This is a genomic window from Saprospiraceae bacterium (assembly GCA_016719615.1).
Taxonomy (GTDB): Bacteria; Bacteroidota; Bacteroidia; order Chitinophagales; family Saprospiraceae; genus Vicinibacter.
Genome location: JADJYQ010000007.1, coordinates 80,699 through 106,109, shown reverse-complemented (window position 1 = coordinate 106,109; position 25,411 = coordinate 80,699). Strand labels below are relative to the sequence as shown.

Here is a 25,411-nt window from a genome sequence, read left to right as displayed (position 1 = left end):
GGTCTAAATAAGGTGAGGTGGCAAATATACGGCATTTCAATGCAGTGGTAGTTCGAAATGTAACAAAGCAAGAACTTATGAAGTTGGATGGATTAGCATCTTGGAATCCAAGCAATTAAGAGGAAATAGATCTAATTTCAAATTCAATGGAATTTGTAATATCTTTGGATACAGCTAAATGCTTAATCATGAAAAATGCAATTCTCATATTCATTTACTGCGCATCTTGCAGTATCCAAAATTATGCGCAAGATCCCTTTCCGGGTTTTGTAACTGAAGCACAGGAATTTTACAAACAAAAAAACTATAAACAAGCGCAATTGAGCCTCCAGGATGCGATGAACGAATTAAACAGACTTATGGCCAATGATATGGCTAATTTACTACCAGATGAAATCAATGGCTTAAAAGCTATTCAGGCAGCTTTCAATAATTCAGGAATTATGGGCGGAGGCCTTTCTTTAAGTCGGGATTATAAAAATCCGACAAAGCCTGAAAATGATGCAGATATTCAAATTATGGCTAATTCACCATTAATGGGCGGCGTAAATATGTATATGAATAATCCGGCTCTACTGGGGGAAGGTGCAAAAAGTATTCGCGTTGGAACGCTGAGGGGTATTAAAAACAGAGATGATCGATTTTTATGGAAATGACGATCAGGTTTTAAAAATTCGGGCCACCCAAATACATTTACCCCTCGGACAAACACTAGTGGGATTTAATCTAAGAGGCTTTGCATCAGAGCAGGAAGAATTGGCCTTTGCCTCCAAATTAGATTTTGGAAAAATTAAAATTGCTGCCGGCGAATAAATTATTTAAGCGAATCCTAAATTTATCGATGCTATTCCTTCCTTCCAAAATGGGATGTTCAAACTAAGTGCTTATTCCTAAAATAACTCTTTTGATTTCCGTTTATACGCTCTAACACCTTTAAATGTAAAACTCCTTCAACTAATTATAGACCTTGCTGTTATTATTGCTTTAATAACATTACGCGATGAATTTAAATGAACCAAATAAAGCCAAAGAAGTCTTTGAAAAGAATCAAAATACAACAGAAGCTTTTGCAATAAAGATTGATAAACAACTGGAACTTCACGGCGATATCAGAATCGATCCTTACTATTGGTTGAATGATCGCGAAAATCCAAAGGTGATTGAATATCTCAAACAAGAAAACGAATACCTCGAAAATGTACTGGCCCCAGTGAAACCATTGCGCGATACATTGTATGATGAAATGTTATCCAGAATTCAGCAAGAGGACCAAACCGTGCCTTATCCTATGGGAACATATTTGTATTATATCCGCCACGAACATGGTAAAGAATATTCAATTTATTGCAGAAAAAAGCGGAACATACAGGATGCTGAAGAGGAAATCATTCTTGATGTAAACAAACTTGCAGAAGGGCAGAAATTTTGTCATGTCATACCGCCCAAACTGAGCCCTGATGAAAACAAAATGGTCTTTGGCCTTGATACCACTGGAAGAAATCTACATAAAGCATTTGTAAAGGATCTGAGGAGTGGTGAAATGATAGAAACGATCCATCGCATCATGGCTGGAGATTTTGTCTGGACACCCGATAATCATTCGTTTTATTACAATACAAAAGACGCAGAGACTTTGCGTGCAGATCAAATCTGGTTGCATACTTTGGGTTCTGCTGTAGATCAGGATCCCCTTATCTATCATGAACCAGATGAGACCACTTATGTGAGTATATCTTCATCAAAAGACAGATCTTATTTATTTATTCATTGCGGTTATACAGAAAATGTAGAATGTCATTTTTTAAGAATGGACGGAACAGATTCTCTGCTTCAATGTATGAAGCCAAGAGTCAATGGTTTTTATTATTCGGTAGATTATTTTGACCATCATTTTTATATCCTGCACAATGACCAGGCTGTAAATTTTAAAATAAGCAAAGCAAATGTATTGGAGTTTAGCTTTGATCAGTGGACGGATATCATCACCCACTCCGAGGAAGTATTGATTCAGGATATGGAGTTCTTTGACAAATACCTGGTGATTCATGAAAGAAGTAATGGATTGAATCAAATTCGCATTCATCCATGGAGTGGCGCACAGGTTCCACATTTTATACGCTTTCCGGATGCAAGTTATGATTGTTGGTTAGGTGCGAACAAAGAATTGGATACCGATGTACTCAGATTACATTATACCTCATTGACGACTCCAAGTTCGACATTTGATTACCACATCCCGGAACGAAAGCTGGAATTATTAAAAGAACATGCAGTGTTGGGGAATTTTGATAAAGAAAATTACCAATCAGAATATTTTAAAGCTCCTGGAAGGGATGGAACACTGATTCCAATTTCCCTGGTGTATCGCAAAGGATTTGAAAAGAACGGGAAAGCCCCATTATTGCTCAATGCTTATGGGAGTTATGGGATCAGTTATGATCCTGTATTCAGCAGTAATGCATTATCTCTATTGGATCGAGGATTTGTATTGGCAATAGCTCACATCCGTGGTGGAAAAGAAAATGGCTGGCACTGGTATGAAAAGGGCAAGATGTTTCACAAAATGAACACATTTTACGATTATATAGATTGTGCCGAATTCCTGATCCGGGAACACTATACAACTAACGAACGTTTGTTCGCACGCGGAGGTTCTGCGGGGGGCTTATTGATGGGCGTGCTGCTCAACCTCAGACCTGATTTGTTCAAGGGAATTCTGGCCCATGTTCCGTTTGTAGATGTACTTACCACCATGTCTGATCCAAACATTCCGTTGACCACAGGAGAATATAATGAATGGGGCAATCCTGAAATTAAGGAACAATACGATTACATGAAATCCTATTCACCTTATGATCAGGTGGAGGAAAAGGAATTTACAAATGTACTCATCACAACGGGTTTTTCAGATAGCCAGGTGCAGTATTGGGAACCAGCCAAATGGGTTGCGAAGTTGCGTACCCATCGAACCGACAAACATCATTTACTGCTCTTCCACACGAATCTGGATGCCGGCCACGGTGGGGCCTCTGGTCGTTTTGAAAGGCTGAAAGAAGTAGCTCTTGATTATGCATTCATGATCTTGCTTGCAGAAAAACAACAATAGGCATTGGCCAACGATATGCACAGATCGTTTTTACTTTCTTGTATTCATCATGTCAAGATTTAAGCCTTTGTACTTTCTAGGTGTAAAAATCCTAACAGCTGTCAAGATCAATGGATGATGTTTAGAAATAAAATTATAGGCAGGAATTCTTTCTCGAAGATAAACGCAGATTGAATATCCGCAGATTTTCGCGGTCCAATTTTTCAGCGTTAAATCTGCGCGATCTGCGGGAAACCAACGAATTTTGAAAAGAACCCCAAACCAAAAATGTAACTGCACAAGCTGAAACGAATAATCATTGGTATTTGTTGATTCCTAAAAGCCTAAAAGCCTAAAAGCCTAAAAGCCTAAAAGCCTAAAAGCCTAAAAGCCTCCCGACATCATAAAGTTATTGCAAATAAGAAGTTTATTTATGTCGGGAAAGCCTAAAATTTCGAGACAACCCACTTCAAATAATGAGTAATTTTTGAACAAACCAAATATTTTTGTTGTAAATACGAACATAATAAATTCCAGGTTTCCAATTCACAGTGGATATTTCAAAAGGAAGGGTTACATGATCAAATTTGGCTAAGGAGTAGGCCTGATGGTTTATCAGTTCAATGTAAACCGGGTCTGAATTTTGCGGACTTTGTATCATTATTTTTTCATGCGTTGGATAATAGCTAAGCTGATAAAGTGTTTCAATAGTTTTATGTTGATCTGCATTATTGGTAACTTGAATATCAATATTTTTACAAAGGCTATGCGATCCACTGGAGTTTCGTGCGGTCAAGCATACAGTATAAATCCCGTTGATTGAAAATAGATGACTGGGATGTTGAACTGAAGAATAATTTTCAACACCTGAATTCAGATCTCCAAAATCCCAGCTCCATTCAGTTGGTTGAAAACCGGAGAGGTCTCTAAAGTGAATTGTTAAATCATTTGTTGAGTTTTTCTCGTAACGCCATCGAGCTAAAGGAATGTTGTCAATACCCAAACTATCACAAATACTACCATCAATGGGTCCCAGTCGAAAGTTTGGGTAGGACGGTACCGACCGGGTATTGGGCGAAGGTAAATGTAAACTGCCTTCTTTGAACCGGCAGGCAGCACCGAGGCTATCTGGGTATTCGATGGTATGCATCCAGTAGGTACCGGTCGTTGTAGCGATATATATTTTATGATCGGGCGCAAGGACCATAGGGCCGGTATTACACTCTGCTCCGGAAAAAAATGAATCGATAAGACCTCCATATGATCCCACAAGCACTTTGCTTTTTGCTACATCCGATTGAGTCAAATCAAACTGATAAATTCGTTTCGAAGTTCCGAAATATAGTTTTCTGGAATCCGGAGAAAAAGCTAAGCCTCCTGAACCAAGGGTATCAGGAATGTGAATGGATTTCATATTGCTGATCAAACCTGCACAACGGTCAAAATCAAATAATTCCAGATAATCGCCTTGACGAAAATTATCCTGAGATTGAGAAATTCCATACTTCGTACCATCAGGACTGAATTGTGCTTGACCGATGCCTGTTTTTATTGGAATGGGCAATTCTACTTCATGTGACTTGCGGATACCTTGAGGCTCTAGAAGATATACAAGAATTTGTTTGGAATATCTTCGAGGGATCACAATCCACCAGTCACGCCCATTGGCATGGCGGCAGGCTTGCAATTTGCCAAACTCAAAGGCATCATCATCTACCAGTACATCGGATTCAATTACACGACCTAAACCATTTTCAAGTTCTATATTAATTGTAGCTTGAAGTAAACGGTTTACTTGAATAAAACTGTCACGCCTTGGTTGATCTTCCCAAAAGTATAAAACTTTATATAATTGTGGAGCATTTGGAAGATTTAATATCAATACAGATTGAGGAAGTGATGACCCGTATATACTGTAAAAAGCTGTTTTTAAATTTATGCGGCCGCCATTGACCATGGTATCTAAATTTCGGTTGTAAATAGTATAACCGTTTGACATAGCAAGAATGTTTTTACCATCTGGAGTGGAGATGATGGCATTGCCATGATCAACTTTATAATTGGAATGATAGTTTGTAATCCTCAATTCATTTTCATTGAAATCAAACTGCATGGTATGGGGACCAAAACCACTTAAATAGCCTAAAATCCAGTTGTGATCTTCGAATTGCGCTTTTAAAGAAAGTGGGGATAAGAAAATAAAAACGATGAAGTATTTGGTAATCATTTCTAAATAATTATAAAACCAGGGAGGCATAAACCTCCCTGGAATAAGTGAATCATAATTTCATAAATTTTACAAAATATTGATCATTTTCTGTCAGGAAACGTAAATAATACAAACCATTTTGAATGCTCTTAATATCGATTGAATTCGGGATGGTCTTACCCGAAAATTTCATCAAGACCTTTCCTTGTTCATTGATCAATGCAGCTTCAATAACTTTCAAGTTTTCGGCTGCATGCAAACGGACAGTCTGATCTGCAGGATTGGGAACAACATAGAATTCATTTGTTTTAGTTGTTTTGTTTAAATCGCTCAAAATAGGTATTGGTGGAAAACAAATCAGTTCGTCATCCTGGTCCTGAGAGGAAAATTGATTCATAATGAAGTTAACTACAAATTTTTAAAGCATAACAATACCAATACTCTCTTCCGAATAAATTCAAATATACTAAATTCCGGAGAGTGGTTAGAAAATATATTGACCACACCATTGCAAATAATATTAAAATTTAAATTCGATTATTCGCAGCCGACTTTAACTTTTCATATCGGTTTTTGATCTGTTTATGGAACTTGCAATTATAGATTTTGAAGTCTTTAATAAATCTTTTAAATTTATACAATACAGGAAAGACTTGCAATATGAAATTTGCAACTAGGTATTTAATACTCTTGAATTTGAATAAAAATGGGGTGTTAATTTTATAACGTATGCATTATATTATCCGTTCAAAATTTAGCCCATTTTCGTAAAAATGTATTAAAATTCAGGGTTTACCCTGATGGTTTATCAGGGTAAACCCTGAGTGCATTTTTATGATTAGAGAATACGAAGGCGAAATTCTGAACACAATAAATGAACAAACATTTTGCACACAATGATGCTGTTGCATACCTACGGCATGCGATTTCCGTAATCGCATTGAGCTACCGATATTTTGTCCCTTCGGGACATGGGAGCAAGAGTCAAGCGTTAATGGTCAATAGTCCAGACAAGTAGAAATTATTCAATAAGGAGGTGATGATGATGTCTGGAAGAGCAAGTCAAGATTGGAAAAATAATTTGAAAAACTTGTTTTTATTTGGACTAGCATACGTTAGGGTGTGGTTTTTATCTACAAGTCTATTCTCCAGACTTTCAGGCTTCTTCAATCTGCCTTGCCTAAATTTCTCCCCATCGTATTCCAAAATCCTTTTATATTTAGCTCGACAATTTCCACTTAATTTTATTATTTAACCATAAATCAAACAAAATGGAGACAAAAACAAATTGGATTGCGCTGGTTGTTTCGGCCTTAGTTGGAATGGCCATGGGCTGGCTTTGGTATGGCATGTTGTTTACAGACCTTTGGATGTTGGGCAACGGCATGACCATGGATGGCGAGAAAGTCATGAAAAATGGAGCTGAAATGCCCATGGACAGTTTACCGATGATCGTAAACATCATTAGCCTCTTGGTGTATGCATACTGCATGAACTGGCTGGTTAATAAAACCAGTTCCTTTGATCTGAAATCCGGAGCAACATTGGGAGCCGTGATCGGTGTGATTCACCTGTTTGGAATTTATACAGGAAACCGCTTTGCAGGCAATCCAACCAGCCTTTCAATGGTTGACGGATTTTATACCTTCCTGTTGTTTACAGTCATGGGAGCGATTATAGGTGCCTGGAGACCAAAGTAAAGAACTAATTTTTTTTTTCTAAAGATTTTGCCCTTGTTCCTGCTGTAGGAATAAGGGCTTTTTTTAGAAACTCCATTTTCCGCGAATGTAAAATGCATTTCCTATGGATTTATAGGTCTTTGATATTTCTGCAAAGGAAGACTGCAAGGTAATGTCAATATCAAAATTGGTTGCCGCATTCCAATGATAAGATGGAATACATAAAATGGTATTTTGGGTAGGTGAATAAATCAGCGCTAATGCAAGATTATGAATAGGGCTCAGAGATTTTGAAATGCCTGTATAAAATGTAGTGCGGTATGGGAAAAGTGACTTTGCTGATAATTGAGCGTCCAGAAAACCGCTGTTGCCAATAAGGCTGCCATTGGGTTGACTGTTATATAAATAAGCAAAAGACAAATACCATTCGTTGGTGAATGTTTGATCAAACATAAACGATAAACTCCAAACTCCACTGGTGTCGTCTGTATTTTTCTTTGGATGAAAATAACTGAATTCACCTTTAAATCCCGCATCCATGATACTTCCAGCCCAACCACCTCCAATAAAATAATCAGTGTTCAATAATCCGGTAAGCAATTGGAAATCATAAGCTGCTGAATTCCATTTGTATAAAATTCCTCCAATATGTTGATCTTTATTTTTACCTGGTTTATAGGCAAATTCAATGGAAGCATTTGAGCGAAGATTTTTCTGAATTCTCAATGCATCGCTGCCCGGACGCTCTTCATAATCGAAGTCCAAAAAATTGTAAGCATTAAAAATATCATTTGGATTCCAGATAGTGTTGATTCCCCAATTGATACGCTGTCGACCCAACTTAATATCCCATACATCCGTCGTATAATGCAAATACATTCGATCTGCCATGGAATGTATGACAAATCCTTTTTCATCCATCCATAATTTTGAAAGATTGATAAATCCCGCATCATCGTCTAGAAATGTACCGTAATTGGGAATCTCTTTGATCAGATCTCCCCAAAGAATTCGATTGCGCAGTTCTAATTTAAAGTAAAGTTTAGAATCCAGGTTTAATTTTAAATTGATCCTGTTGTGTAAGGTGTTGAAAGAAGTTATGGATTCAATCCTGTCCTGGAAAAATGAAGTTTGTATATCTTTAATATACCCTTTGATTTCGATCAATGGATTTTTGATCGTTTCTTCCTGTGCATTTACATGTAAGCCTAAACACAAAAGGTTTAATAAAAAAATATAAAAATAGGTTTTCAATTTGTGATGCGTCTGTTTTAATTTCTTGATGCGGGATCTGTGTCATCCACTATTTTTCCATCCTCTAATGTGATGATCCTCCTTGCCCGGTTAATGACTCTTTGATCGTGCGTTGAAAATACAAAAGTCATGTTTTCTTCTTCATTGAGTTTGGTCATCATATCCAGAAGATTTCCAGCCGATATTGAATCCAGATTAGCGGTAGGTTCGTCTGCCAGAATAAATTGGGGTTTTGAAGCCAGGGCTCTGGCTACGGCTATACGTTGTTGTTGTCCACCGGATAATTCTCCTGGCCTTTTATTTGCTTTGTTTTCCAGGCCTACTTGTTTTAAAAGCTCAATTACTCTTTGCTCTCTTTGATGAAGTGGTATTTTCTGAAGCAACATGATAAACTCAATATTTTCTTTGGCAGTTAAAACGGGAATGAGATTGTAAGACTGGAATACAAAACCAATATTATGCAAACGAAAATCTACCAGAGCATTTCCATGTAAATTTGTGATATTGGTCCCGTTGATTTCAACAAAACCCTCAGTGGGTTGATCAAGTCCTCCAATCATATTCAACAGGGTCGTTTTTCCGGAACCGGAAGGACCTTTTATGGCGGTAAACTCACCCTTGTTTAAATGCAGGTGAACTTGATTCAATGCATAAACTGGAACCGTTTTCTCATCGTATATTTTAGATAAATTGTGGGCATCTATGACGATTTGTTTCATGTTGCTTAAATTTTAATAGAAGCTGCGGGTTTCAATTTTAATGCGCGTTGTGCCGGAAACTATGAAGAAATAATGGCGGTAAAAATGACCATTAACAGAATTGTAATAAACTGGTCAGATTTCAAAGAAGGATAAATGACCGAGCTGTAACCGAAGCTTGAATATACTTCTGAAAAGTGACTAAAATCAATTCCCGTTTGTTGTGTTATGCCAATGGAAACAAATGCAAGGAGAATGCCAACAGGGCAACCTGCCAAAATAAGAAAAAAAGTTTCCAATAATATCATGGCGAAAATTCTCATTTTATTCATTCCCAGGGATAGCAGCATTCCAATTTCGCGAGTGCGTTCCAATACCGACATCATCATGGTATTGATGATTCCAAATGCAAGTGCAAGTAAGATAATTCCCATATAGATGTAGACCATTTGTGATCCGGCACTCACCGTGAATCCAATTTCAGGCGCAATTTCCATCCAGTTTTTAATTTCAAGATGTTTGAATTTTTGTTTTAATTGATTTGCCGTTTCATTTAAAGTTTCATTGGAATGGAGCAGTAAGGCGATTTCATTTATTTCTCCCTTTACGCCTGCCAGTGAATCGATGTCGTTGATCTGTACAAATACATTTGTTTCGTCGTAAGGTGAATTGTTTGTTTTAAATATGCCTTTGATCCTAAAAGCAGCAGAAGCAAGATTGCCTTGATGATCCTGAAAAGTGATGATTGCTTTTTTATGAAGGTTCAATTTTAATTTATGAACCAGTTTTTGACTCAGAATGATTTCATTTGTACCATCATTGCTAAAATAGTTTCCGGTTATGAGTTTGTCTTCGAGGCGGGTCAATAAATTTTCCTGCTTTGGGATAATGCCATTGATAAAAACCCCATGGCTCCCGGCAGACGATGATACCATACCTTGTAATATTAATCTGGCAGAAGCAGAATGGACCTGATTTGGAGATTGACATTTTTGAAGTGTTTCATATCCATCACTAATTGTAAACTTAATATCATGATCTTTTTTAAATTCGGGATGGTGCAATTGTATATGAGAAATTTCAGTGCGTATGGCTGAGTCAACGCGTTGTTCAATCATACCATTGTAAAATGCAATTAAAAAAATACCTGTCCAGAGACCTAAACTGATCGCTACTGCGAGAATGATACTTCTCTTTTTACTTCTCCAAATATTTCTCCAGGCAATTTTAATGAGCATCATGACTTATCAATTGCGAAGGGCTTTTATACCATCCAATTTTTGAATATGCCATAAAGGATAGATTCCGATAATAAATGCCAGGCACATGACAACCACAGATTGTGATAAAAATATATTCAGGCTTATAGCTGTTGGAATGATCGGTTCAAAACCAAATTCTTCATAGGCTTTAGCCATTTCTCCGGTAAACACTAATGGATTTTTATTCAAATAAACGACCAGCGGAAAACTTAGACCCATTCCGAGCAATATTCCCAAAGCGGTTATTAGTAGGGTCTCTCCAAAGAGCATAAGGCCAAGCCAGGATTTTTTCATCCCTATGGAGATCAACATTCCAAATTCTTTTCTGCGCTCCGCAATCATCATGAGAATGGTGCCGAAAAAACCAAAACCAATAATGAGATAAAGTACTCCTGAAAAAACATAGAAGGAAACGCCATCGGCTTTGATGTGATTGGATATTTCTGGCATCATCATTTCCCAATCCATGGCTTCATATTCATGCCCAAGTTTTAATTGAAGTTCATTGACAAGAATCTTCATCGAAGATGGATCTCGAAGTTGTAAAGAAACGGAACTCAATAAATTTTCTGCGCTTAGAAAGGACTGTGTAGTTTTTAGAGGCAAGTAAATAAAACCATCATTCATGGCCGGAGAAGCCAGCTTAACTATTCCTGACACTTTGTATTTGCCTGCTGCTATGGTACCCTGGTATCCTTGACCAAATAAAACCAAAGTATCTCCGCTATGAATTTCAAATCGCGTGGCCAAGCCTTCTGCAATTAGTATAGATTCTTCAGTTTCGGAAAAATAGTTTCCAGAGATCAATTTATTTTTGAGCTGGCTAAGTTTATTTTCTTTTTCCGGATCAGTTCCAACCAACATACATCCTTTTGTGTGTGACCCATTAGAAGCGAGTACAAATGTTTCAAGTCTTGGAACTATACCGGAGATATTCGCATGTTGTTGGATGATTTGTGTTAGTGAATCTTCCCAATAAAAACCATTTTCTAATATCCGATCGTTCCAATATCCATTTTTGTGAATCTGAACATATCCGGAATAGTAACCGACTACATTTTGGATTAAATTATCGAAAGCACCCGTTTGAAACGATTGCATCAGGATAGAAAACAATACTGCAAATGTAATAGAAGCCGTTGTGATAATAGTTCGTCGACTGTTGCGCCACAAATTTCTCCAGATCAGTTTAAGGATCATTGAAGTCGATTCATATTTTGACTCGTAAAAAAAGCATCATCGATTGCTTTGTCAAATGTAAGTGAATTGTAAATCAAAACAGTTTTATGTCCTTTTTTATCTGCAGGAATCATTTCCAATCGCGCTGGTAATTGACGGCCACCTAAATTTTTAATATCGGATGCATGCATGGTATTTACCAATTTTCCATCTTCATCAAAATAAGTTCCGTAAATCATGATATAGGTTTTCTTGTCAATGTAAAGATCTATACCGCCCCAGATCACAGCTGCTTGCTGTTTCGGTTGGAGGTGAATTTTATAACAACTTCTTTCGTCAATGACCGTGTCTTTCAACAAGCTGTGCTCATAATCTTCTAAAATGGATGCTTCTTTGACCAGATCATCGTTAGTAAAATCAGTGCCCATCCAACTTTGGCTCATCATAGAAGGAGGCATTTTAATATTGCGCTCGATGGAAGGAATCCAATTCCAAACTTCTTTTTTTCGTTTGAGGAACACAATACCTTTGTCTTTGACAGGTGCAGTGACCAGAATCATGGCCAAATCATTGCCTTTTCCCCAGGTCTTCATCGTCATTTCTCGAGACCATTTTGGACGAATCGTCTGGATGGTCATAGTGGCCATCGAAGTTTTCCCCCGCGCATGTTCATCTGCCTTTTTGACGATATCTTTTGCGTTTTGGGCTAAAGTACAATTTTGAAACACAAATATTGAGATAAAGCCAGTCATCAAAATTTTACAAATATTCATCATCACAAAAGGTCCGGGTTTAAAATTAATATGAAATCCCTTTACATTAATAACAGTTCTTTACAATAAGGGTTTTAGGGATTGATTATATTTTTTAAAATGCCATTGTAATATACAAATCCAAATTGAAAATAAATATGATTGGAATGTGTTATTTTCTTAGTTTTGGTATTTACTTACAATTTAGTTATTCATTAAATTCTTAACTATGATATATAAATTATTACTGGTCTTTATCAGTTTATTCCTCACTGGAATTTCTGCAGGTGCTCAAGCAATAAAAATTGGATCCCAAAGCAATGATCATAAAGTTATTGTGCGCGAATTTGTAGATACCTTGATCACCATGGATACTGTAAATGGTTATGAAGATATCCGAATCATGAAATCGAGTGGTATTTACTTAAAGTTAGTAGATTGCCAGCGATTGATGGGTATTATCAATTTGGGTCTGACACGAGCAGATTTGAATATATTGCGCTATGTGAGCAATATTCAAACCTATTGCATTCCAAAGCAGGATCCATCAAATTGGAAAATAGTTAATATGCAACTGACCATAGAAAAAAATGGATTTGATCCACTGACATTTGAAGAAACCGAAATGAAATTTTCCGATGCATTACAAACAGAACTTGAAAAATTGAATGCCGGGGATAGGGTGGTCGTCAATAAATTGCAAATGACGGGACCTGGTGGAAGGACTTGTATGTTTAGTTTTTCGGTGGTAGGGGATTAAATAAATCTATCAAATTAAAAAGAGCTCTGTTTTACAGAGCTCTTTAAGTTGACCCATAAGGATTCGAACCTTAACTGAATGAACCAAAATCACTAGTGCTACCGTTACACCATGGGTCAATGGTTTGATTTGGGCTGCAAAAATAACTAGATTCCTGAAAATTTATAGTATTAATTCAAGCAACTCGGCAGAAATCGAAAAAACAAGAATCGTCGATGCCCATAAGGATGCTGACGAAGCCGATTTATGGGAGATGAAATTGAGAAACTATTCGTTCCGGCTTGTCAGCACGCCGACAAACCGAACGAGCATTAGATTTTGAAGGGAGATTTTGTTAATCGGTTTCGTCGGCGTTCGAACCTTAACTGAATGAACCAAAATCACTAGTGCTACCGTTACACCATGGGTCAATGGTTTGATTTGGGCTGCAAAAATAACTAGATTCCTGAAAATTTATAGTATTAATTCAAGCAACTCGGCAGAAATCGAAAAAACAAGAATCGTCGATGCCCATAAGGATGCTGACGAAGCCGGTTTATGGGAGATGAAATTGAGAAACTATTCGTTCCGGCTTGTCAGCACGCCGACAAACCGAACGAGCATTAGATTTTGAAGGGAGATTTTGTTAATCGGTTTCGTCGGCGTTCGAACCTTAACTGAATGAACCAAAATCACTAGTGCTACCGTTACACCATGGGTCAATGGTTTGATTTGGGCTGCAAAAATAACTAGATTCCTGAAAATTTATAGTATTAATTCAAGCAACTCGGCAGAAATCGAAAAAACAAGAATCGTCGATGCCCATAAGGATGCTGACGAAGCCGGTTTATGGGAGATGAAATTGAGAAACTATTCGTTCCGGCTTGTCAGCACGCCGACAAACCGAACGAGCATTAGATTTTGAAGGGAGATTTTGTTAATCGGTTTCGTCGGCGTTCGAACCTTAACTGAATGAACCAAAATCACTAGTGCTACCGTTACACCATGGGTCAATGGTTTGATTTGGGCTGCAAGAATAACTAGATTCCTGAAAAATTATAGTATTAATTGAAGATGCTTATGAAAATCGAGAAAACAAGAATCGTTGATGTGCCGACAAACAGAAGAGATAAACACATGTAAAGTCTCAGCGAACTTAAACGAAATGAATTCCTATTTATACACCGTTAAGTGAACGAATGAGGAGTTTTAAACCTAGTTCAGCAATTTAGGTGTATAAGCAGAATGAAGATATATTTAGTATCAATTCCCCTTTCCGCATAGTGGAGAGGGGTTAGGTAAAACCTGAATTTGCAAATCCATAAATTATATAACTAACTGAATTTCAATATCTCAGGATCTCATAACGCATTTAAATACTTTTAAGCCTGTAAATACAATCAAGCTCCCTTCCACTTTCATCGATATCCATCCCAAAGCCAATAACAAATTCAGGCCCAATTTCAAAACCTACAAACATGGGCTGAATTGGATATTTCAAACAAGTAGGTTTGTGCAAAAGTGTGACAATCTGTAAACTGTTAAAGCCATATTGATTCAAATAGTTAAACAATTTGAATAAAGTAAGCCCCGAATCAATGATATCTTCTATGATCAAAACAGGATCCTTTTTGTTGAATTGATGGTGCAATTCCAGGGGTATTTGTAGAGTCTGGGTCGATTCGAATCCTTCATAAGTTTTCAATTGCAGTTCTGTTTTAGAAATAGGGAATTTCAAGTGTGGGATTAGCTTTGAAGCGAATGTTTCGGCTCCATCAAGTAATACGATCGTTTGAACGTTTTGAGAACTGTAATAAGCATTGATCGAATCAGCAAGCTCTATAATTTTTGATTCTATTCGTTCCTTTTCGATGTATTTTTCAAACTGGTAATCCCCAATTTGAATATTACCGGATTCCATACTTGTCAATTAAAAACACCAAACTGGCCATAGCTGCTGATCCTAGTGCCAATTCCCTTGGATGTACGGCATCAATGCGATCCTGTTCGGTATGGTGGTAATCAAAATACCGCTGACTGTCCGGCTTGAGGCCAAATAACATACCTTTTTGGCTTTTTAAAGGGCCAATATCTGCTCCGCCTCCGCCAGGGGAGAAATCAATATTGTAAGGCCCCAATAATTCCTCCCATTGTGGAATGACCTTTTTGAGGCGTTCAATAAGTTTTGCATCTCCATCAAAGCCAAAACCTTGTGGTGTGAACCCGCCGGCATCGGATTCGATTGCGGCCAGATGAAATTCTTTGCGGGCGTTGGAATAGGCTGCATAAGATAATCCGCCTGCCAGTCCGTTTTCTTCATTTTGAAACATGACACAGCGTATCGTTCTTAAAGGTTTGTAACCTAGAAGTTTAAACAAATAAAGAACTTCCAGGCTGTGAACACAACCTGCGCCGTCATCATGGGCTCCCCCGCCGACATCCCAGGAATCGAGGTGACCACCTACCAAGATGATTTCATCAGGATATTTGCTTCCCTTAATTTCACCAATAACGCTGTAACTTTCTTGCATGCCCCGGTTTTCGCATGAGGATTTTAAATACATATGCGTTGGAGCCGCTTTGAGACACTGACTCAACACATCTGCTGCTTTTGTGGATAAAGCCAAAGCGGGTATGACTTTGATTGAATCACTGAAATGTGTACCGCCAGTATGAGGCCAATCATCTGTTCTGCCGGTCATGGAGCGGATTATACAAGCAACGGCTCCTAATTTAGAAGCCAGATTTGGTCCAGCAGTTCTTTGATCGACTGCCGATCCATAGGCATGAAAGGTTCTTAAATGTTTATTATCGAAGGGCCGGCTGAGAAAAACGATTTTCCCCTTGACCCGGTCTCCTGCGGCTCTTAATTCATCCAAAGATTTAAACTCGACCACCTCTGCTGTTAGCCCATTGGGACCAGTACTTCCTGAACCCCCCAATGCCAGACATCGAAGTTCCTGAGTACCCATCGCAGGGTGATTTACGATTCGGGCTTGCTCTTTGGCGCCTCGATACCAATAATTGACTTTGCAAGGCAATCGATAGACGGTATCTGTTCCTAAACTATCCATCACTTGTGCAGTAAATTCAACAGCTGCCAGACTTTGGGGAGAACCTGCGATGCGCCCACCAATGTTTTCGTCCAAATAATGCAGCCATTTATAGGATAATTGCCTGTCCAATGCTTCCTCGTAAAATTGTTTAATCATAAAGGCATCATCCTCTTCCGTATTACCTTGAGCATTTGATTCAAAACTCATTGAAAGAAAACATAAGTACAGAATAAACTGAGCCTTTCTCCAACGACTAAAAACTATCGATTCTAAAATTTGCATATAATGTAAAATTGTCTGGCAAATGAATTTCCAACAAAGAAATCTAATTTGTAGGAAATCAAGGTATAAGTAATGGTATTTCCCTCAATTCCCTTAGCTTGTCTTATCTAAGCACAACAAAATAGGATATAAAGATACAATGGATTGAAACCTTGAAATTTAACAAATTCACCTCACCCCCTGCCCCTCTCCGCCTCGTGGCGAGAGGCTGGGGGTTAGGTGAATTTGTCCTTTACCGTTGGAAACCATTTAAGAATTCATGATCTTTGGCCGGAATTCAAATATAAATTAAATGCATATGAAAAATCTAATGGTAGTAAGTGTATTCATGTTTTGTTCATCGTTTCTTTACTCGCAGGTGGATGAACAAAGGGCAGCTCAGGAAAAAGAGAGAATGGATAAACTCAAATCCGAGACAAATCTGGAAGACAAGGAAGGTTGGTTGCATAAAGCAGCGATTGGTATGGATCTTGGACAACTGCTAAACATCAATCCATATCCCGGTGCCGGTAACAGTCGTTTAGGTTTCGGTGGTGCAATAAATTGCAATTCAAAATTTAAAATGGGATTGTTCCAATGGAAAAACGATATTCTATTTAATTTTTCAGCAGAGAGAACGGGATCCGGTACGATCAATGCAAACTCAAATGAAAAACAACCCTTTCGCAAAGCACTCGATATGTTACAGCTGAATTCCAATCTGGGATATAAATTTAACGAATCATCGGCATGGGCCTTTGCACTGGATCTCGGATTGCGCACACAATTGCTCAATAGTTATGTAGATTCAGCATCACAATTAATTTATATGAAAGAGTTGAATGTAGCACCCTACAAAACCGATTTGGTTTCAAAACTTTTTTCGCCGGCTCTTATTACAATCGCCCCCGGCATCGAATATTCAAAAAGTAAAGACTGGCAGATCTTCTTTTCGCCTGTGGGCGGACAAATCACGATCATCAGCGATCAAAACATAGCCAATCTAGGCATACATGGCACCGCATTAAAAGAAGGTAGCAATACAGAATACGAAACTTCAAAATTTGCATTGGGAGCCATGTTGAAAGCCGGATACAAACACAGGTATTTTGAGAAACTAAATGTAAGTAGTGAATTAAACTTGTTTTCAGATTATCTGGACAATCCGCAAAACATCGATGTGGTTTGGCAAAATTCATTTGCATATGAATTGTTCAAAGGATTTCACTTGCAACTCAAAGCGGATCTCTATTACGACGACAATAAAACTAACAACATCACTGATTCCAATGCAGTTGGGGGAATCAACGGTTCCGGTAAAAGAATAAATTTTATCGAACAATTGCTGGTGACGTATACGAGGAGGTTTTGAGGGAGTTGGCAGCTCAAAGCTCAAAGCTCAAAGCTCAAAGCTCAAAGCTCAAAGCTCAAAGCTCAAAGCTCAAAGCAATATTATTGAGTATTATACCTTAGGAAAAATAATTTAAATGAGCGGTATATTTTTTGAACTAACATACGTTAGTCGGTGTTGGTTCCTACATGCCTACATGCCTACATGCCTACATGCCTACATGCCTACATGCCTACATGCCTACATGCCTACATGCCTACATGCCTACAAGCCTACAAGCCTACAAGCCTACAAGCCTCCCGACATTATAAAGTTATTGCAAATAAGAAGTTTATTTATGTCGGAAAAGTCTACAAGCCTACAAGAGGAAGTTGGCAGTCCCGACATCAGCAAATTATTGAAAGTATGAGGCTTCTACAGGACAAACTATTAACTGTCAGTGCCTGATATAGGTTGACCATATTTTATCATTAAAAAACATAAAAATGGCAACAATTAGAAGGCAATTTAAAATGAGCATTGAGCAGCGTATGGCGAGGCATTTTTCAGAAAGTTTCAAACGATCGAAGGTTCTCGAGATAGAGCAAGGCAGGAGCAAAGTCAGTGAAATTTGTAAGGAATACGAGGTTAGCCCTACCAATGTATACAAATGGATGAGTAAATTTGGTGCAGCTAAAAGCCAAATTCGCATGATTGTTGAAACAAATTCCGACACTAAAAAATAATAGAACTTAAGCAAAAAGTTGCAATGGAACGAGTAATTGGTCAAAACAGATCTAATTGACTTTCAAACTAAGATGATTGAATTAGCAGAAGAAGCATACAAGATTGATATTAAAAAAAATATTCTTCAGCACAATCTGCTACTTCAGACAGGGCATATCCATTCTCATTAAATAAGTTGTACAGAGTAATGAATATCAGCAAACAATCTGTTCATCAAAGAATAGAAAGGAATCACCGGGATCTAGAAATAGAAGCACAACTTCTGTGGCTCATACACCAAATTCGTGAAGATCACCCTACGATGGGAGTGCGTGATCTGTTTTATAAAATTCGGCCAGAATCCATGGGCGGGGACCGTTTTGAAGCCTTTTGTAAAGAAAATAGTTTGATGTCCCTTAAGAAAGTATTTAGGCCAAGAACAACAGACAACACAGGGGTTATACGATTTGACAATTTGCTTATAGATCTCCAAATCAATCGAGTTGATCAAGTCTGGCAAAGCGACATAACCTATTTTGAATTAAACAATAGGTTTTATTATTTAACTTTTATCCTTGATGCTTATTCTAGACGAATTGTTGGGCTAACGTGTCGGATAATTTAACGACCATTTGTACCACAATGCCAGCCTTAAAATGGCTATAAAGTTGCGAGCCAAACAAAAGATGAGCGAATTAATTTCCATTCCGATGGTGGTGGACAATACTATGCAAAATCCTTTTTGAGCTTACCGCAAAATATGAAATCAGAAACAGTATGTGTGAATATGCTTGGGAAAATGGTAAAGCGAAGGTTAATGGAATCATAAAGAATAACTATTTGATACACAGGATATTAAAATTATCATCAATTGACTATAGAGGTTGACCGAAGTGTACAACTTTATAACTTAGAAAAACCTCATAAAGAGTTACAAAGATTAAGTCCTGTTGAATTTGAAAATTTGGATATAACTTTCAATTGCAAAAAAACACCGAGGATGAAAGAGTCATTTGATGCAAATAACAAAATATATGGGGTATCGAACCCCATATATTTTGAGCAAAAAACACCTCAGAATCTTGATGTATTCTCTGCAAATAATTCGAGTAAAAAGTTACACAAAACGGTCAACCCTATTTAGGCATTGACAAACCAACAACTATCATCCAACATCCAACATCCAACATCCAACAACTAACAACTAACAACTAACATCTAACTACTATCAACTCCCGACATCAGCAAGTTATTTTTCATAAAAGGCCACTTCATGTCGGGACAACTAACTTCCTCCAACTCTCCTTATCTTCACCCTTCATTTTAGCATTATGAAAAAACTGTTCCTCCTGGATGGCCATGCACTGGTATATCGCGCTCACTATGCCTTTATCACACGCCCTCTGATTAATTCCAAAGGATTAAATACGTCTGCCATTAATGGATTTACCCGCACTTTGTGGGATATCATCAGTCGCGAAAAACCGAGCCACCTTGCTGTGGCATTTGATTTGTCGGGCCCGACCTTCAGACATAAAGAATTTCCTGAATACAAAGCCCACAGGGAGGCCCAGCCTGAGGACATCACCAATGCTTTTCCCTATATCGAAGAACTCATCAAAGCTTTTAATATACCTATCGTTACCGTCGAAGCTTACGAAGCTGATGATGTGATTGGTACTTTGGCCAAGCAGGCCTCGAAGGAAGGCTTTGAAGTTTATATGGTCACTCCAGATAAAGATTATGGTCAATTGGTCGAAGATCATGTCTTTATGTACAAACCTTCCAGACAAGGCAATGGAGTCGATATATTGGGCCCTAAGGAAATTACTGAAACATGGGGAATAAAAAGAGTCGATCAGGTCATCGATATGCTGGGACTCATGGGTGATGCCGTAGATAACATACCGGGCATTCCGGGCGTAGGTGAGAAAACAGCAGCCAAACTACTCGAAGAATTTGATAGTATTGAAAATTTATTGCAGAACAAAGACAAAGTTGCCGGTAAGCTCAAGGATAAAATCATTGAGCACGAACATCTTGCAATACTTAGTAAAAGACTCGCAACCATTGATATCCATGCCCCCATCCGGTTTGACGAAAAAATGTATAGGCTTGAGGGTTTTGATAAACCACGTCTGATGGAGTTGTTTAAGCTGCTTGAATTCAGAAGTCTCGCAGATACCATTTTAGGTGCTGCGCTCAAGCCAACACAATCTTCCTTGTTTGGTGAAGAAGTAGTTCAGGAATCTTCTCTGGATCAGAAAGAGAATAAGGAATATAAAATAGGCGAATACGACATTCATTCAACTCCACATACATATCATTTAGTCCAAACCGATGCAGAAATCACGCATTTACTAAAAATCCTTTCAGATGCTTCCATCATTTCGTTTGATACGGAAACCACGGGTATCGATGCCAATCAGGCAGAACTGGTAGGAATGTCTTTTTGTTGGAAACCCGGCGAAGCATATTATATACCTTTTCCTTCGGATCAAATCAAAGCAAAAAAATTGCTTGAACCATTTAAAGGGCTATTGGAAGATCATTCTAAGAGATTCATCGGACAAAATATCAAATACGATATGCTCATGATGAAATGGTACGGTGTGCAACTTCCAGTTCCGGAGTTTGACACTATGATTGCCCATTACCTGATCGAACCTGATCAGCGGCATAAACTGGATTATCTCGCCGAAAGTTATCTCAATTACAAAATGGTAGCTATCGAAGAATTGATTGGGAAAAAAGGTGCTCAACAAGGTTCCATGCGGGATGTCGAATTGGAAAAAATTAAAGAATATGCTGCGGAGGATGCTGATATGACTTTGCAATTGCTTCCGATATTGAAAGATGAAATTCAAAAAAATGAATTGGATACGGTGTTGCAAAAAATTGAACTCCCGCTTGTAAAAGTATTGTGCGATTTGGAATTTGCCGGGGTGCGCATCGATGGTGATTTTTTGAATGATTATTCGAAAGTTCTTGAAAAACAAATTTATACCGCCGAGCAACTGATTTACAAAAAGGCGGGTGTGCGTTTTAATATTGCAAGCCCCAAACAAGTAGGTGAAGTGTTGTTTGATAAATTGAAAATTCCATACAAATGGAAAAAAACGAGCACCAACCAATATAGCACAGATGAAGAAAAATTAAGCGAATTGGCAGAAGAAAATGAAGTTGTCTATGATATTCTTGAGTTCCGGAAATTATCAAAATTGAAATCAACTTATGTTGATGCTTTACCTTTAATGATAAATTCTAAAACAGGAAGAGTACATAGTTCATTTAATCAGGCACGTGCTGCAACCGGAAGGCTCGCCAGCGAAAATCCCAATTTGCAGAATATTCCCATTAAAGACGAAGCCGGACGTGAGATCCGCAAAGCATTTATTCCCAGAGACTCCGATCATGTTTTAATTTCGGCAGATTATTCGCAAATAGAATTGAGATTGATTGCTGAGATAGCGAATGAAGAAATGATGCTCGATGCTTTTATTAAGGAACAGGATATCCATCGTGCAACGGCTGCAAAGGTCTATAATGTCGATTATGATCAAGTCACCGGTGATCAGCGACGCAATGCTAAAACTGTGAATTTTTCAATCTTATATGGTGCCGGTTCTACCAATATATCAAGACAATTGAACATCAGTCGAACAGAAGCCAAAGATTTGATCGATCAATATTTTAAAACCTATAGTGGATTAAAAGCTTATATGGCCAATGTGGTCGATAATGCGAGAAGTAATGGCTATGTCACGACGATGTTGGGTCGCAAAAGAGTCTTGCGCGATATCAATTCTAAAAATGCCCTGGCACGAACCAACGCGGAGCGGGTGGCCATCAATACACCGATTCAAGGTACCGCAGCAGATATGATCAAATTAGCGATGATTCACATTCACGATCGCTTGCGAAAAGAAAAACTGGAATCGAAAATGATACTACAGGTCCACGATGAATTGGTTTTTGATGTACCAAAGAGCGAATTAGATATCATGCAGCAGATGGTTCAATACGAAATGAAACATGCGATCCCGGAACTAAAAGTTCCCATAGAGGTAGGTATCGGATTTGGAAATAATTGGTTGGAAGCGCATTAAATTTTAAAGTATGCAATTAGCACAAGCATTATCCGTAAAAGATTTGGCCGAGCGATTTCAGATGAAAATCATTGGTCAAAAAGACCAACTCATTTTTGGGATCAATGAAATACATAAAGTGCGAAAAGGTGATCTCACGTTTGTAGATGTCGAAAAATATTATGCTAAATCGATAAACTCTGCCGCAACGACCATTTTAATCAATAAGGAAACGGATTGTCCAGAAGGAAAAACTTTATTGATAACCGATCAGCCCTTTGAAGTTTATAATCAACTGGCGCTTGAGTACAGACCTGTTGTAAACCAGCATAAGTTAATTTCCGACAATGCCTGGATTCATCCTACTTCACATATCGATTCCAATGTTTTTATAGGCCATCATGTAGTGATTGGAGCCAACAGCTACATTGGTGCCAACAGTGTCATTGGAGAATATACAGTAATAGGGCAACACGTAAACATTCAGCCGGGTGCTCTTATTGGAACAGAAGCATTCTATTTCAAAAAAACTTCAGCCGGGTTTCGGAAATGGAGATCCTGTGGTCGCGTAGTCATTCATGATCACGTCGATGTGGGTTCAGGAACGACAATCAACAAAGGGGTAAGCGGAGATACGATCATTGGTGAAGGAACTAAAATTGATTGCCAGGTGCATATCGGACATGGCGTTGTCATTGGCAAACATTGTTTGTTGGCAGCACAGGTCGGAATTGCAGGCAAAACCATCGTCGGCGATTGGGTGACTATGTATGGACAAGTAGGTGTCGCGCAAAATTTAAAAATTGGCCATCGCGTGACCTTGCTAGCGAAATCAGGCGTTGGAAAAGATCTCGAAGCTGGAAAAAACTATTTGGGGGCGCCTTGTGAAGAAGCAAGGGAAATGATGAAGGAAATGGCGACTTTGAAAATGATGGCGAAGGATTACAGAAAGTGATGAGTGAAGAAAAGGGAGTGTGTGGATGCTTGTGGTCAGTACACCCCTTAAAAAGCGAGAACAAAATAAATAAAAGTCAATTTATCGTCCGTAAAGAAAACGGAGTTTTCCTTACACTCGTGCAACGTGAATTTCAATAAATCATAAAATTCCTCCCCTCTCCGCTCAGTGGTCGGGGGTGAGGTGAGCATTTTTATAATACGATGCATCTTTAATCTGTATCCCACTTCTTAGCCCATCGGTGGCTGGGCTTTTCAATGATGATGTAAAAAATCCAGGATGCAAAAATTGTTGCTGCGATACTGATGAGCAGGTTTTGAAAGAGCTTGCTGTCCGGATAAGTTCTTCGCAATACATCCATGAGCGTCCATCCGATTTGAATATGTATCAGGTAAAAGGAATATGAAATTTTTCCAAGAAAGACCAAAGGGCGAATCATTTTATTAAAATAGAGTATAAATATGGAAGAACCCACCACTGCAGATAAATGATAAATATCAAAACACCAAAAAGTAAGTCCGAAACAAATAAAGAGTCCGATCCAAACTTGTTTTGTATTGAGGTCCCCTATGTAATAGTTAAAAAGTACAATACCCGTGGCGAAATGGCATCCATAATAAAGTACAAGCTCATCTGCATTGATCCAGCGACCCATGCAAAAACAAAAGAGTACCAGCGTAGCTGTCCAGGTTTTTCTGAATAATAAAAATGGAAAAATGACAGCCATGAGCAAGTAATATTGAATCTCAATGGCCAGACTCCAGTATATACCTTTCAACCAAGGAGTTCCTAAGAAATCATTGATATGCAAAAGATGGTACAATAATTCTGTCCATTCAAAATCAATTTCCTTGTCTTTGTAATGTTTGAAAAAAGTAGCACAATAGTCAATGATAAAAATTAAAACAATACTGCACCAATAGGGTGGTTCTATGCGAATCAATCTTTTAAGCATGAAATTTTGAGCCTTCGAATGTACATATTGGGATTTGTACATCGTAAAAGGAATGACAAAGCCGCTGATGACGAAGAAAATTTCTACCCCAAGATAACCTTTCGAAAAAATAAATCTAAAAACATGCTCTTCCGGAAAGAAGCCTTCAGTGAAATGGTATAAACAAACGAGCAAGGCCACCAGGCCCCGCAACATATCAATAGAATACAGGTGTTTTCCCTGCATAAGCCTCAAATGTATAAAACCCTTTGCATCTTGCACTAAATGTTTTTAATTCATGGACAAAATCCAACAATTAATTTGGCTTGAAGATAAAATTCTGCGGTTTTAATATCTTTATTCCTAATGTATGAAAAATGCTTCAATCAAAAGTTTATGAAAGAATGCTTATTGCTATTTTTGAGTGGCTGGCTGGCTGTATCTTCAAATGCCGCTAAAGTGGATACCGTTCAAATCTACAGTAGGTCAATGAATAAATCTTTTCCAGCTTTAATTTTTAAACCGGAAATTGAAAAAAAGACCCAACAGAAATTTCCGGTCTTGTATTTATTGCATGGCCACAGCAGCGATTATGCCGGATGGAACTATATTGAATCGCAATTAAAAAATTGGGCAGATGATCATAGGATTATCATTGTATGTCCCGATGGAGACTATTCAAGCTGGTATGTAAATAGTCCGGTCAGGAGAAACAGTAAATTTGAAACCTACATCGCTAGAGAAGTAGTAAAATATGTAGACGATCATTATCCAAGTATGAAAGACAAAACTTATAGGGGGATAACGGGCGTTAGTATGGGCGGACATGGGGCCATATATTTGGCTTTAAATCAACCGGATGTATTTGGAATAGCAGGAAGTATCAGCGGAGCTTTGGATATACTCCCTTTTTCGGACGAATGGAACTTGCAGGAAGTATTTGGACCGCTCAAAGGGAATGAAAAGATTTGGAAAAAAAACCCTGAATATACCTTGTGAATACCATGAGGGTCCCGGCGGCCATGACATTCCTTATTGGATCAAGGCTATCGAAAACCAGGTTTATTACTTTGCAAACCAATGGACTAAACGACCTGGATAGTCATTTTCAAAGAAGTCATATGGAAAAAAAAATATGTATTTTTTGCGATGGGTCAGTGTTTTGTGAGCTATTTTCCATTCTTTAGCTACTTTTGCTCCACTT

At 38.1% G+C, this 25,411-nt stretch carries 21 protein-coding genes and 1 tRNA gene; 11 read left to right on the top strand and 11 right to left on the bottom strand.

Going from position 1 to position 25,411, the window contains the following annotated elements:
- Positions 1–188: 188 nt before the first annotated feature.
- The 3 genes from IPM92_14970 to IPM92_14960 all read left to right on the top strand — a co-directional run bounded on the left by IPM92_14970 (position 189) and on the right by IPM92_14960 (position 3,106).
- Complete coding sequence (locus IPM92_14970; protein ID MBK9109629.1) at positions 189–656, top strand: hypothetical protein; 468 nt, start codon at positions 189–191, stop codon at positions 654–656.
- Complete coding sequence (locus IPM92_14965; GenBank protein ID MBK9109628.1) at positions 634–813, top strand: hypothetical protein; 180 nt, start codon at positions 634–636, stop codon at positions 811–813. The genes IPM92_14970 and IPM92_14965 overlap by 23 nt, the downstream gene beginning before the upstream one ends.
- A gap of 187 nt (positions 814–1,000) precedes the next feature.
- Positions 1,001–3,106, top strand: coding sequence for a S9 family peptidase (locus tag IPM92_14960; GenBank protein MBK9109627.1), 2,106 nt, complete (start codon positions 1,001–1,003; stop codon positions 3,104–3,106).
- Positions 3,107–3,554: 448 nt separating this feature from the next.
- Here the strand turns inward: IPM92_14960 and IPM92_14955 are convergent, their stop codons facing one another.
- Together IPM92_14955 and IPM92_14950 are read right to left on the bottom strand one after the other, a co-directional pair.
- Positions 3,555–5,312 carry a PKD domain-containing protein gene (locus IPM92_14955; protein MBK9109626.1) on the bottom strand — a complete coding sequence of 586 codons (1,758 nt, stop codon included), beginning with the start codon at positions 5,310–5,312 and terminating at the stop codon, positions 3,555–3,557.
- Positions 5,313–5,364: 52 nt separating this feature from the next.
- Positions 5,365–5,691: a T9SS type A sorting domain-containing protein gene (locus tag IPM92_14950; GenBank protein ID MBK9109625.1), complete on the bottom strand. Its 327-nt coding sequence runs from the start codon at positions 5,689–5,691 to the stop codon at positions 5,365–5,367.
- Positions 5,692–6,565: 874 nt separating this feature from the next.
- On the opposite strand from IPM92_14950, the gene IPM92_14945 reads away from it, so the two are divergent.
- On the top strand, positions 6,566–6,994 hold the full coding sequence (locus IPM92_14945; GenBank protein MBK9109624.1) for a DUF1761 domain-containing protein: 429 nt from the start codon (positions 6,566–6,568) through the stop codon (positions 6,992–6,994).
- A 63-nt stretch (positions 6,995–7,057) separates the two neighbouring features.
- On the opposite strand, the gene IPM92_14940 is transcribed toward IPM92_14945, so the two are convergent.
- Genes IPM92_14940 through IPM92_14920 form a run of 5 tightly spaced genes read right to left on the bottom strand, consistent with a single transcriptional unit; the run spans position 7,058 to position 12,118 of the window.
- A complete protein-coding gene (locus tag IPM92_14940) occupies positions 7,058–8,227 on the bottom strand; it encodes a hypothetical protein (GenBank protein ID MBK9109623.1) in 1,170 nt (389 codons plus the stop codon).
- 17 nt (positions 8,228–8,244) lie between these two features.
- Positions 8,245–8,946 carry an ABC transporter ATP-binding protein gene (locus IPM92_14935; protein MBK9109622.1) on the bottom strand — a complete coding sequence of 234 codons (702 nt, stop codon included), beginning with the start codon at positions 8,944–8,946 and terminating at the stop codon, positions 8,245–8,247.
- Positions 8,947–9,005: 59 nt separating this feature from the next.
- Positions 9,006–10,166, bottom strand: a complete 1,161-nt coding sequence (locus IPM92_14930) for an ABC transporter permease (protein MBK9109621.1) — start codon at positions 10,164–10,166, stop codon at positions 9,006–9,008.
- 6 nt (positions 10,167–10,172) lie between these two features.
- A complete protein-coding gene (locus IPM92_14925) occupies positions 10,173–11,387 on the bottom strand; it encodes an ABC transporter permease (protein ID MBK9109620.1) in 1,215 nt (404 codons plus the stop codon).
- Positions 11,384–12,118: an outer membrane lipoprotein-sorting protein gene (locus IPM92_14920; protein MBK9109619.1), complete on the bottom strand. Its 735-nt coding sequence runs from the start codon at positions 12,116–12,118 to the stop codon at positions 11,384–11,386. Before IPM92_14920 ends, IPM92_14925 begins: the two co-directional genes overlap by 4 nt.
- Before the next feature lie 229 nt (positions 12,119–12,347).
- Between IPM92_14920 and IPM92_14915 the strand changes: the two genes are divergently transcribed.
- Entirely contained in the window at positions 12,348–12,878 is a 531-nt protein-coding gene (locus IPM92_14915; GenBank protein MBK9109618.1) for a hypothetical protein, read from the top strand.
- 48 nt (positions 12,879–12,926) lie between these two features.
- Here the strand turns inward: IPM92_14915 and IPM92_14910 are convergent.
- From IPM92_14910 to IPM92_14900, 3 genes are all read right to left on the bottom strand, one after another.
- A tRNA-Gln gene (locus IPM92_14910) sits at positions 12,927–12,997 on the bottom strand.
- A gap of 1,232 nt (positions 12,998–14,229) precedes the next feature.
- Positions 14,230–14,778, bottom strand: coding sequence for a hypothetical protein (locus tag IPM92_14905; protein MBK9109617.1), 549 nt, complete (start codon positions 14,776–14,778; stop codon positions 14,230–14,232).
- Positions 14,765–16,120 carry a M28 family peptidase gene (locus IPM92_14900; GenBank protein ID MBK9109616.1) on the bottom strand — a complete coding sequence of 452 codons (1,356 nt, stop codon included), beginning with the start codon at positions 16,118–16,120 and terminating at the stop codon, positions 14,765–14,767. The genes IPM92_14905 and IPM92_14900 overlap by 14 nt, the downstream gene beginning before the upstream one ends.
- Positions 16,121–16,493: 373 nt before the next feature.
- On the opposite strand from IPM92_14900, the gene IPM92_14895 reads away from it, so the two are divergent.
- The 5 genes from IPM92_14895 (at position 16,494) to IPM92_14875 (ending at position 23,273) form a co-directional block, all read left to right on the top strand.
- Positions 16,494–17,546, top strand: coding sequence for a DUF3078 domain-containing protein (locus IPM92_14895; protein ID MBK9109615.1), 1,053 nt, complete (start codon positions 16,494–16,496; stop codon positions 17,544–17,546).
- Positions 17,547–18,010: 464 nt separating this feature from the next.
- Positions 18,011–18,250: a transposase gene (locus tag IPM92_14890; GenBank protein MBK9109614.1), complete on the top strand. Its 240-nt coding sequence runs from the start codon at positions 18,011–18,013 to the stop codon at positions 18,248–18,250.
- 188 nt (positions 18,251–18,438) lie between these two features.
- Positions 18,439–18,855 carry a hypothetical protein gene (locus IPM92_14885; protein MBK9109613.1) on the top strand — a complete coding sequence of 139 codons (417 nt, stop codon included), beginning with the start codon at positions 18,439–18,441 and terminating at the stop codon, positions 18,853–18,855.
- Positions 18,856–19,561: 706 nt separating this feature from the next.
- A complete protein-coding gene (polA, locus tag IPM92_14880; protein ID MBK9109612.1) occupies positions 19,562–22,339 on the top strand; it encodes a DNA polymerase I in 2,778 nt (925 codons plus the stop codon).
- 10 nt (positions 22,340–22,349) lie between these two features.
- The gene (locus IPM92_14875; protein ID MBK9109611.1) at positions 22,350–23,273 is read left to right on the top strand and encodes a UDP-3-O-(3-hydroxymyristoyl)glucosamine N-acyltransferase; all 924 of its coding nucleotides are present in this window, start codon (positions 22,350–22,352) and stop codon (positions 23,271–23,273) included.
- A 211-nt stretch (positions 23,274–23,484) separates the two neighbouring features.
- Here the strand turns inward: IPM92_14875 and IPM92_14870 are convergent, their stop codons facing one another.
- Positions 23,485–24,453 carry an acyltransferase gene (locus IPM92_14870; protein MBK9109610.1) on the bottom strand — a complete coding sequence of 323 codons (969 nt, stop codon included), beginning with the start codon at positions 24,451–24,453 and terminating at the stop codon, positions 23,485–23,487.
- A 150-nt stretch (positions 24,454–24,603) separates the two neighbouring features.
- Between IPM92_14870 and IPM92_14865 the strand changes: the two genes are divergently transcribed.
- Positions 24,604–25,206 carry an esterase family protein gene (locus IPM92_14865; GenBank protein MBK9109609.1) on the top strand — a complete coding sequence of 201 codons (603 nt, stop codon included), beginning with the start codon at positions 24,604–24,606 and terminating at the stop codon, positions 25,204–25,206.
- Positions 25,207–25,411: the final 205 nt, after the last annotated feature.

What these genes read in the sequence shown, in the direction of transcription:
- polA (MBK9109612.1), top strand. Translation starts at nt 19,562, where the DNA reads ATGAAAAAACTGTTCCTCCTGGATGGCCATGCACTGGTATATCGCGCT.
- IPM92_14950 (MBK9109625.1), bottom strand. Translation starts at nt 5,691, where the DNA reads ATGAATCAATTTTCCTCTCAGGACCAGGATGACGAACTGATTTGTTTT.
- IPM92_14970 (MBK9109629.1), top strand. Translation starts at nt 189, where the DNA reads ATGAAAAATGCAATTCTCATATTCATTTACTGCGCATCTTGCAGTATC.
- IPM92_14930 (MBK9109621.1), bottom strand. Translation starts at nt 10,166, where the DNA reads ATGATGCTCATTAAAATTGCCTGGAGAAATATTTGGAGAAGTAAAAAG.
- IPM92_14875 (MBK9109611.1), top strand. Translation starts at nt 22,350, where the DNA reads ATGCAATTAGCACAAGCATTATCCGTAAAAGATTTGGCCGAGCGATTT.
- IPM92_14900 (MBK9109616.1), bottom strand. Translation starts at nt 16,120, where the DNA reads ATGAGTTTTGAATCAAATGCTCAAGGTAATACGGAAGAGGATGATGCC.
- IPM92_14960 (MBK9109627.1), top strand. Translation starts at nt 1,001, where the DNA reads ATGAATTTAAATGAACCAAATAAAGCCAAAGAAGTCTTTGAAAAGAAT.
- IPM92_14965 (MBK9109628.1), top strand. Translation starts at nt 634, where the DNA reads ATGATCGATTTTTATGGAAATGACGATCAGGTTTTAAAAATTCGGGCC.
- IPM92_14890 (MBK9109614.1), top strand. Translation starts at nt 18,011, where the DNA reads ATGGCAACAATTAGAAGGCAATTTAAAATGAGCATTGAGCAGCGTATG.
- IPM92_14925 (MBK9109620.1), bottom strand. Translation starts at nt 11,387, where the DNA reads ATGATCCTTAAACTGATCTGGAGAAATTTGTGGCGCAACAGTCGACGA.
- IPM92_14920 (MBK9109619.1), bottom strand. Translation starts at nt 12,118, where the DNA reads ATGACTGGCTTTATCTCAATATTTGTGTTTCAAAATTGTACTTTAGCC.
- IPM92_14955 (MBK9109626.1), bottom strand. Translation starts at nt 5,312, where the DNA reads ATGATTACCAAATACTTCATCGTTTTTATTTTCTTATCCCCACTTTCT.
- IPM92_14895 (MBK9109615.1), top strand. Translation starts at nt 16,494, where the DNA reads ATGAAAAATCTAATGGTAGTAAGTGTATTCATGTTTTGTTCATCGTTT.
- IPM92_14865 (MBK9109609.1), top strand. Translation starts at nt 24,604, where the DNA reads ATGAAAGAATGCTTATTGCTATTTTTGAGTGGCTGGCTGGCTGTATCT.
- IPM92_14945 (MBK9109624.1), top strand. Translation starts at nt 6,566, where the DNA reads ATGGAGACAAAAACAAATTGGATTGCGCTGGTTGTTTCGGCCTTAGTT.
- IPM92_14935 (MBK9109622.1), bottom strand. Translation starts at nt 8,946, where the DNA reads ATGAAACAAATCGTCATAGATGCCCACAATTTATCTAAAATATACGAT.
- IPM92_14915 (MBK9109618.1), top strand. Translation starts at nt 12,348, where the DNA reads ATGATATATAAATTATTACTGGTCTTTATCAGTTTATTCCTCACTGGA.
- IPM92_14870 (MBK9109610.1), bottom strand. Translation starts at nt 24,453, where the DNA reads ATGCAGGGAAAACACCTGTATTCTATTGATATGTTGCGGGGCCTGGTG.
- IPM92_14905 (MBK9109617.1), bottom strand. Translation starts at nt 14,778, where the DNA reads ATGGAATCCGGTAATATTCAAATTGGGGATTACCAGTTTGAAAAATAC.
- IPM92_14885 (MBK9109613.1), top strand. Translation starts at nt 18,439, where the DNA reads ATGAATATCAGCAAACAATCTGTTCATCAAAGAATAGAAAGGAATCAC.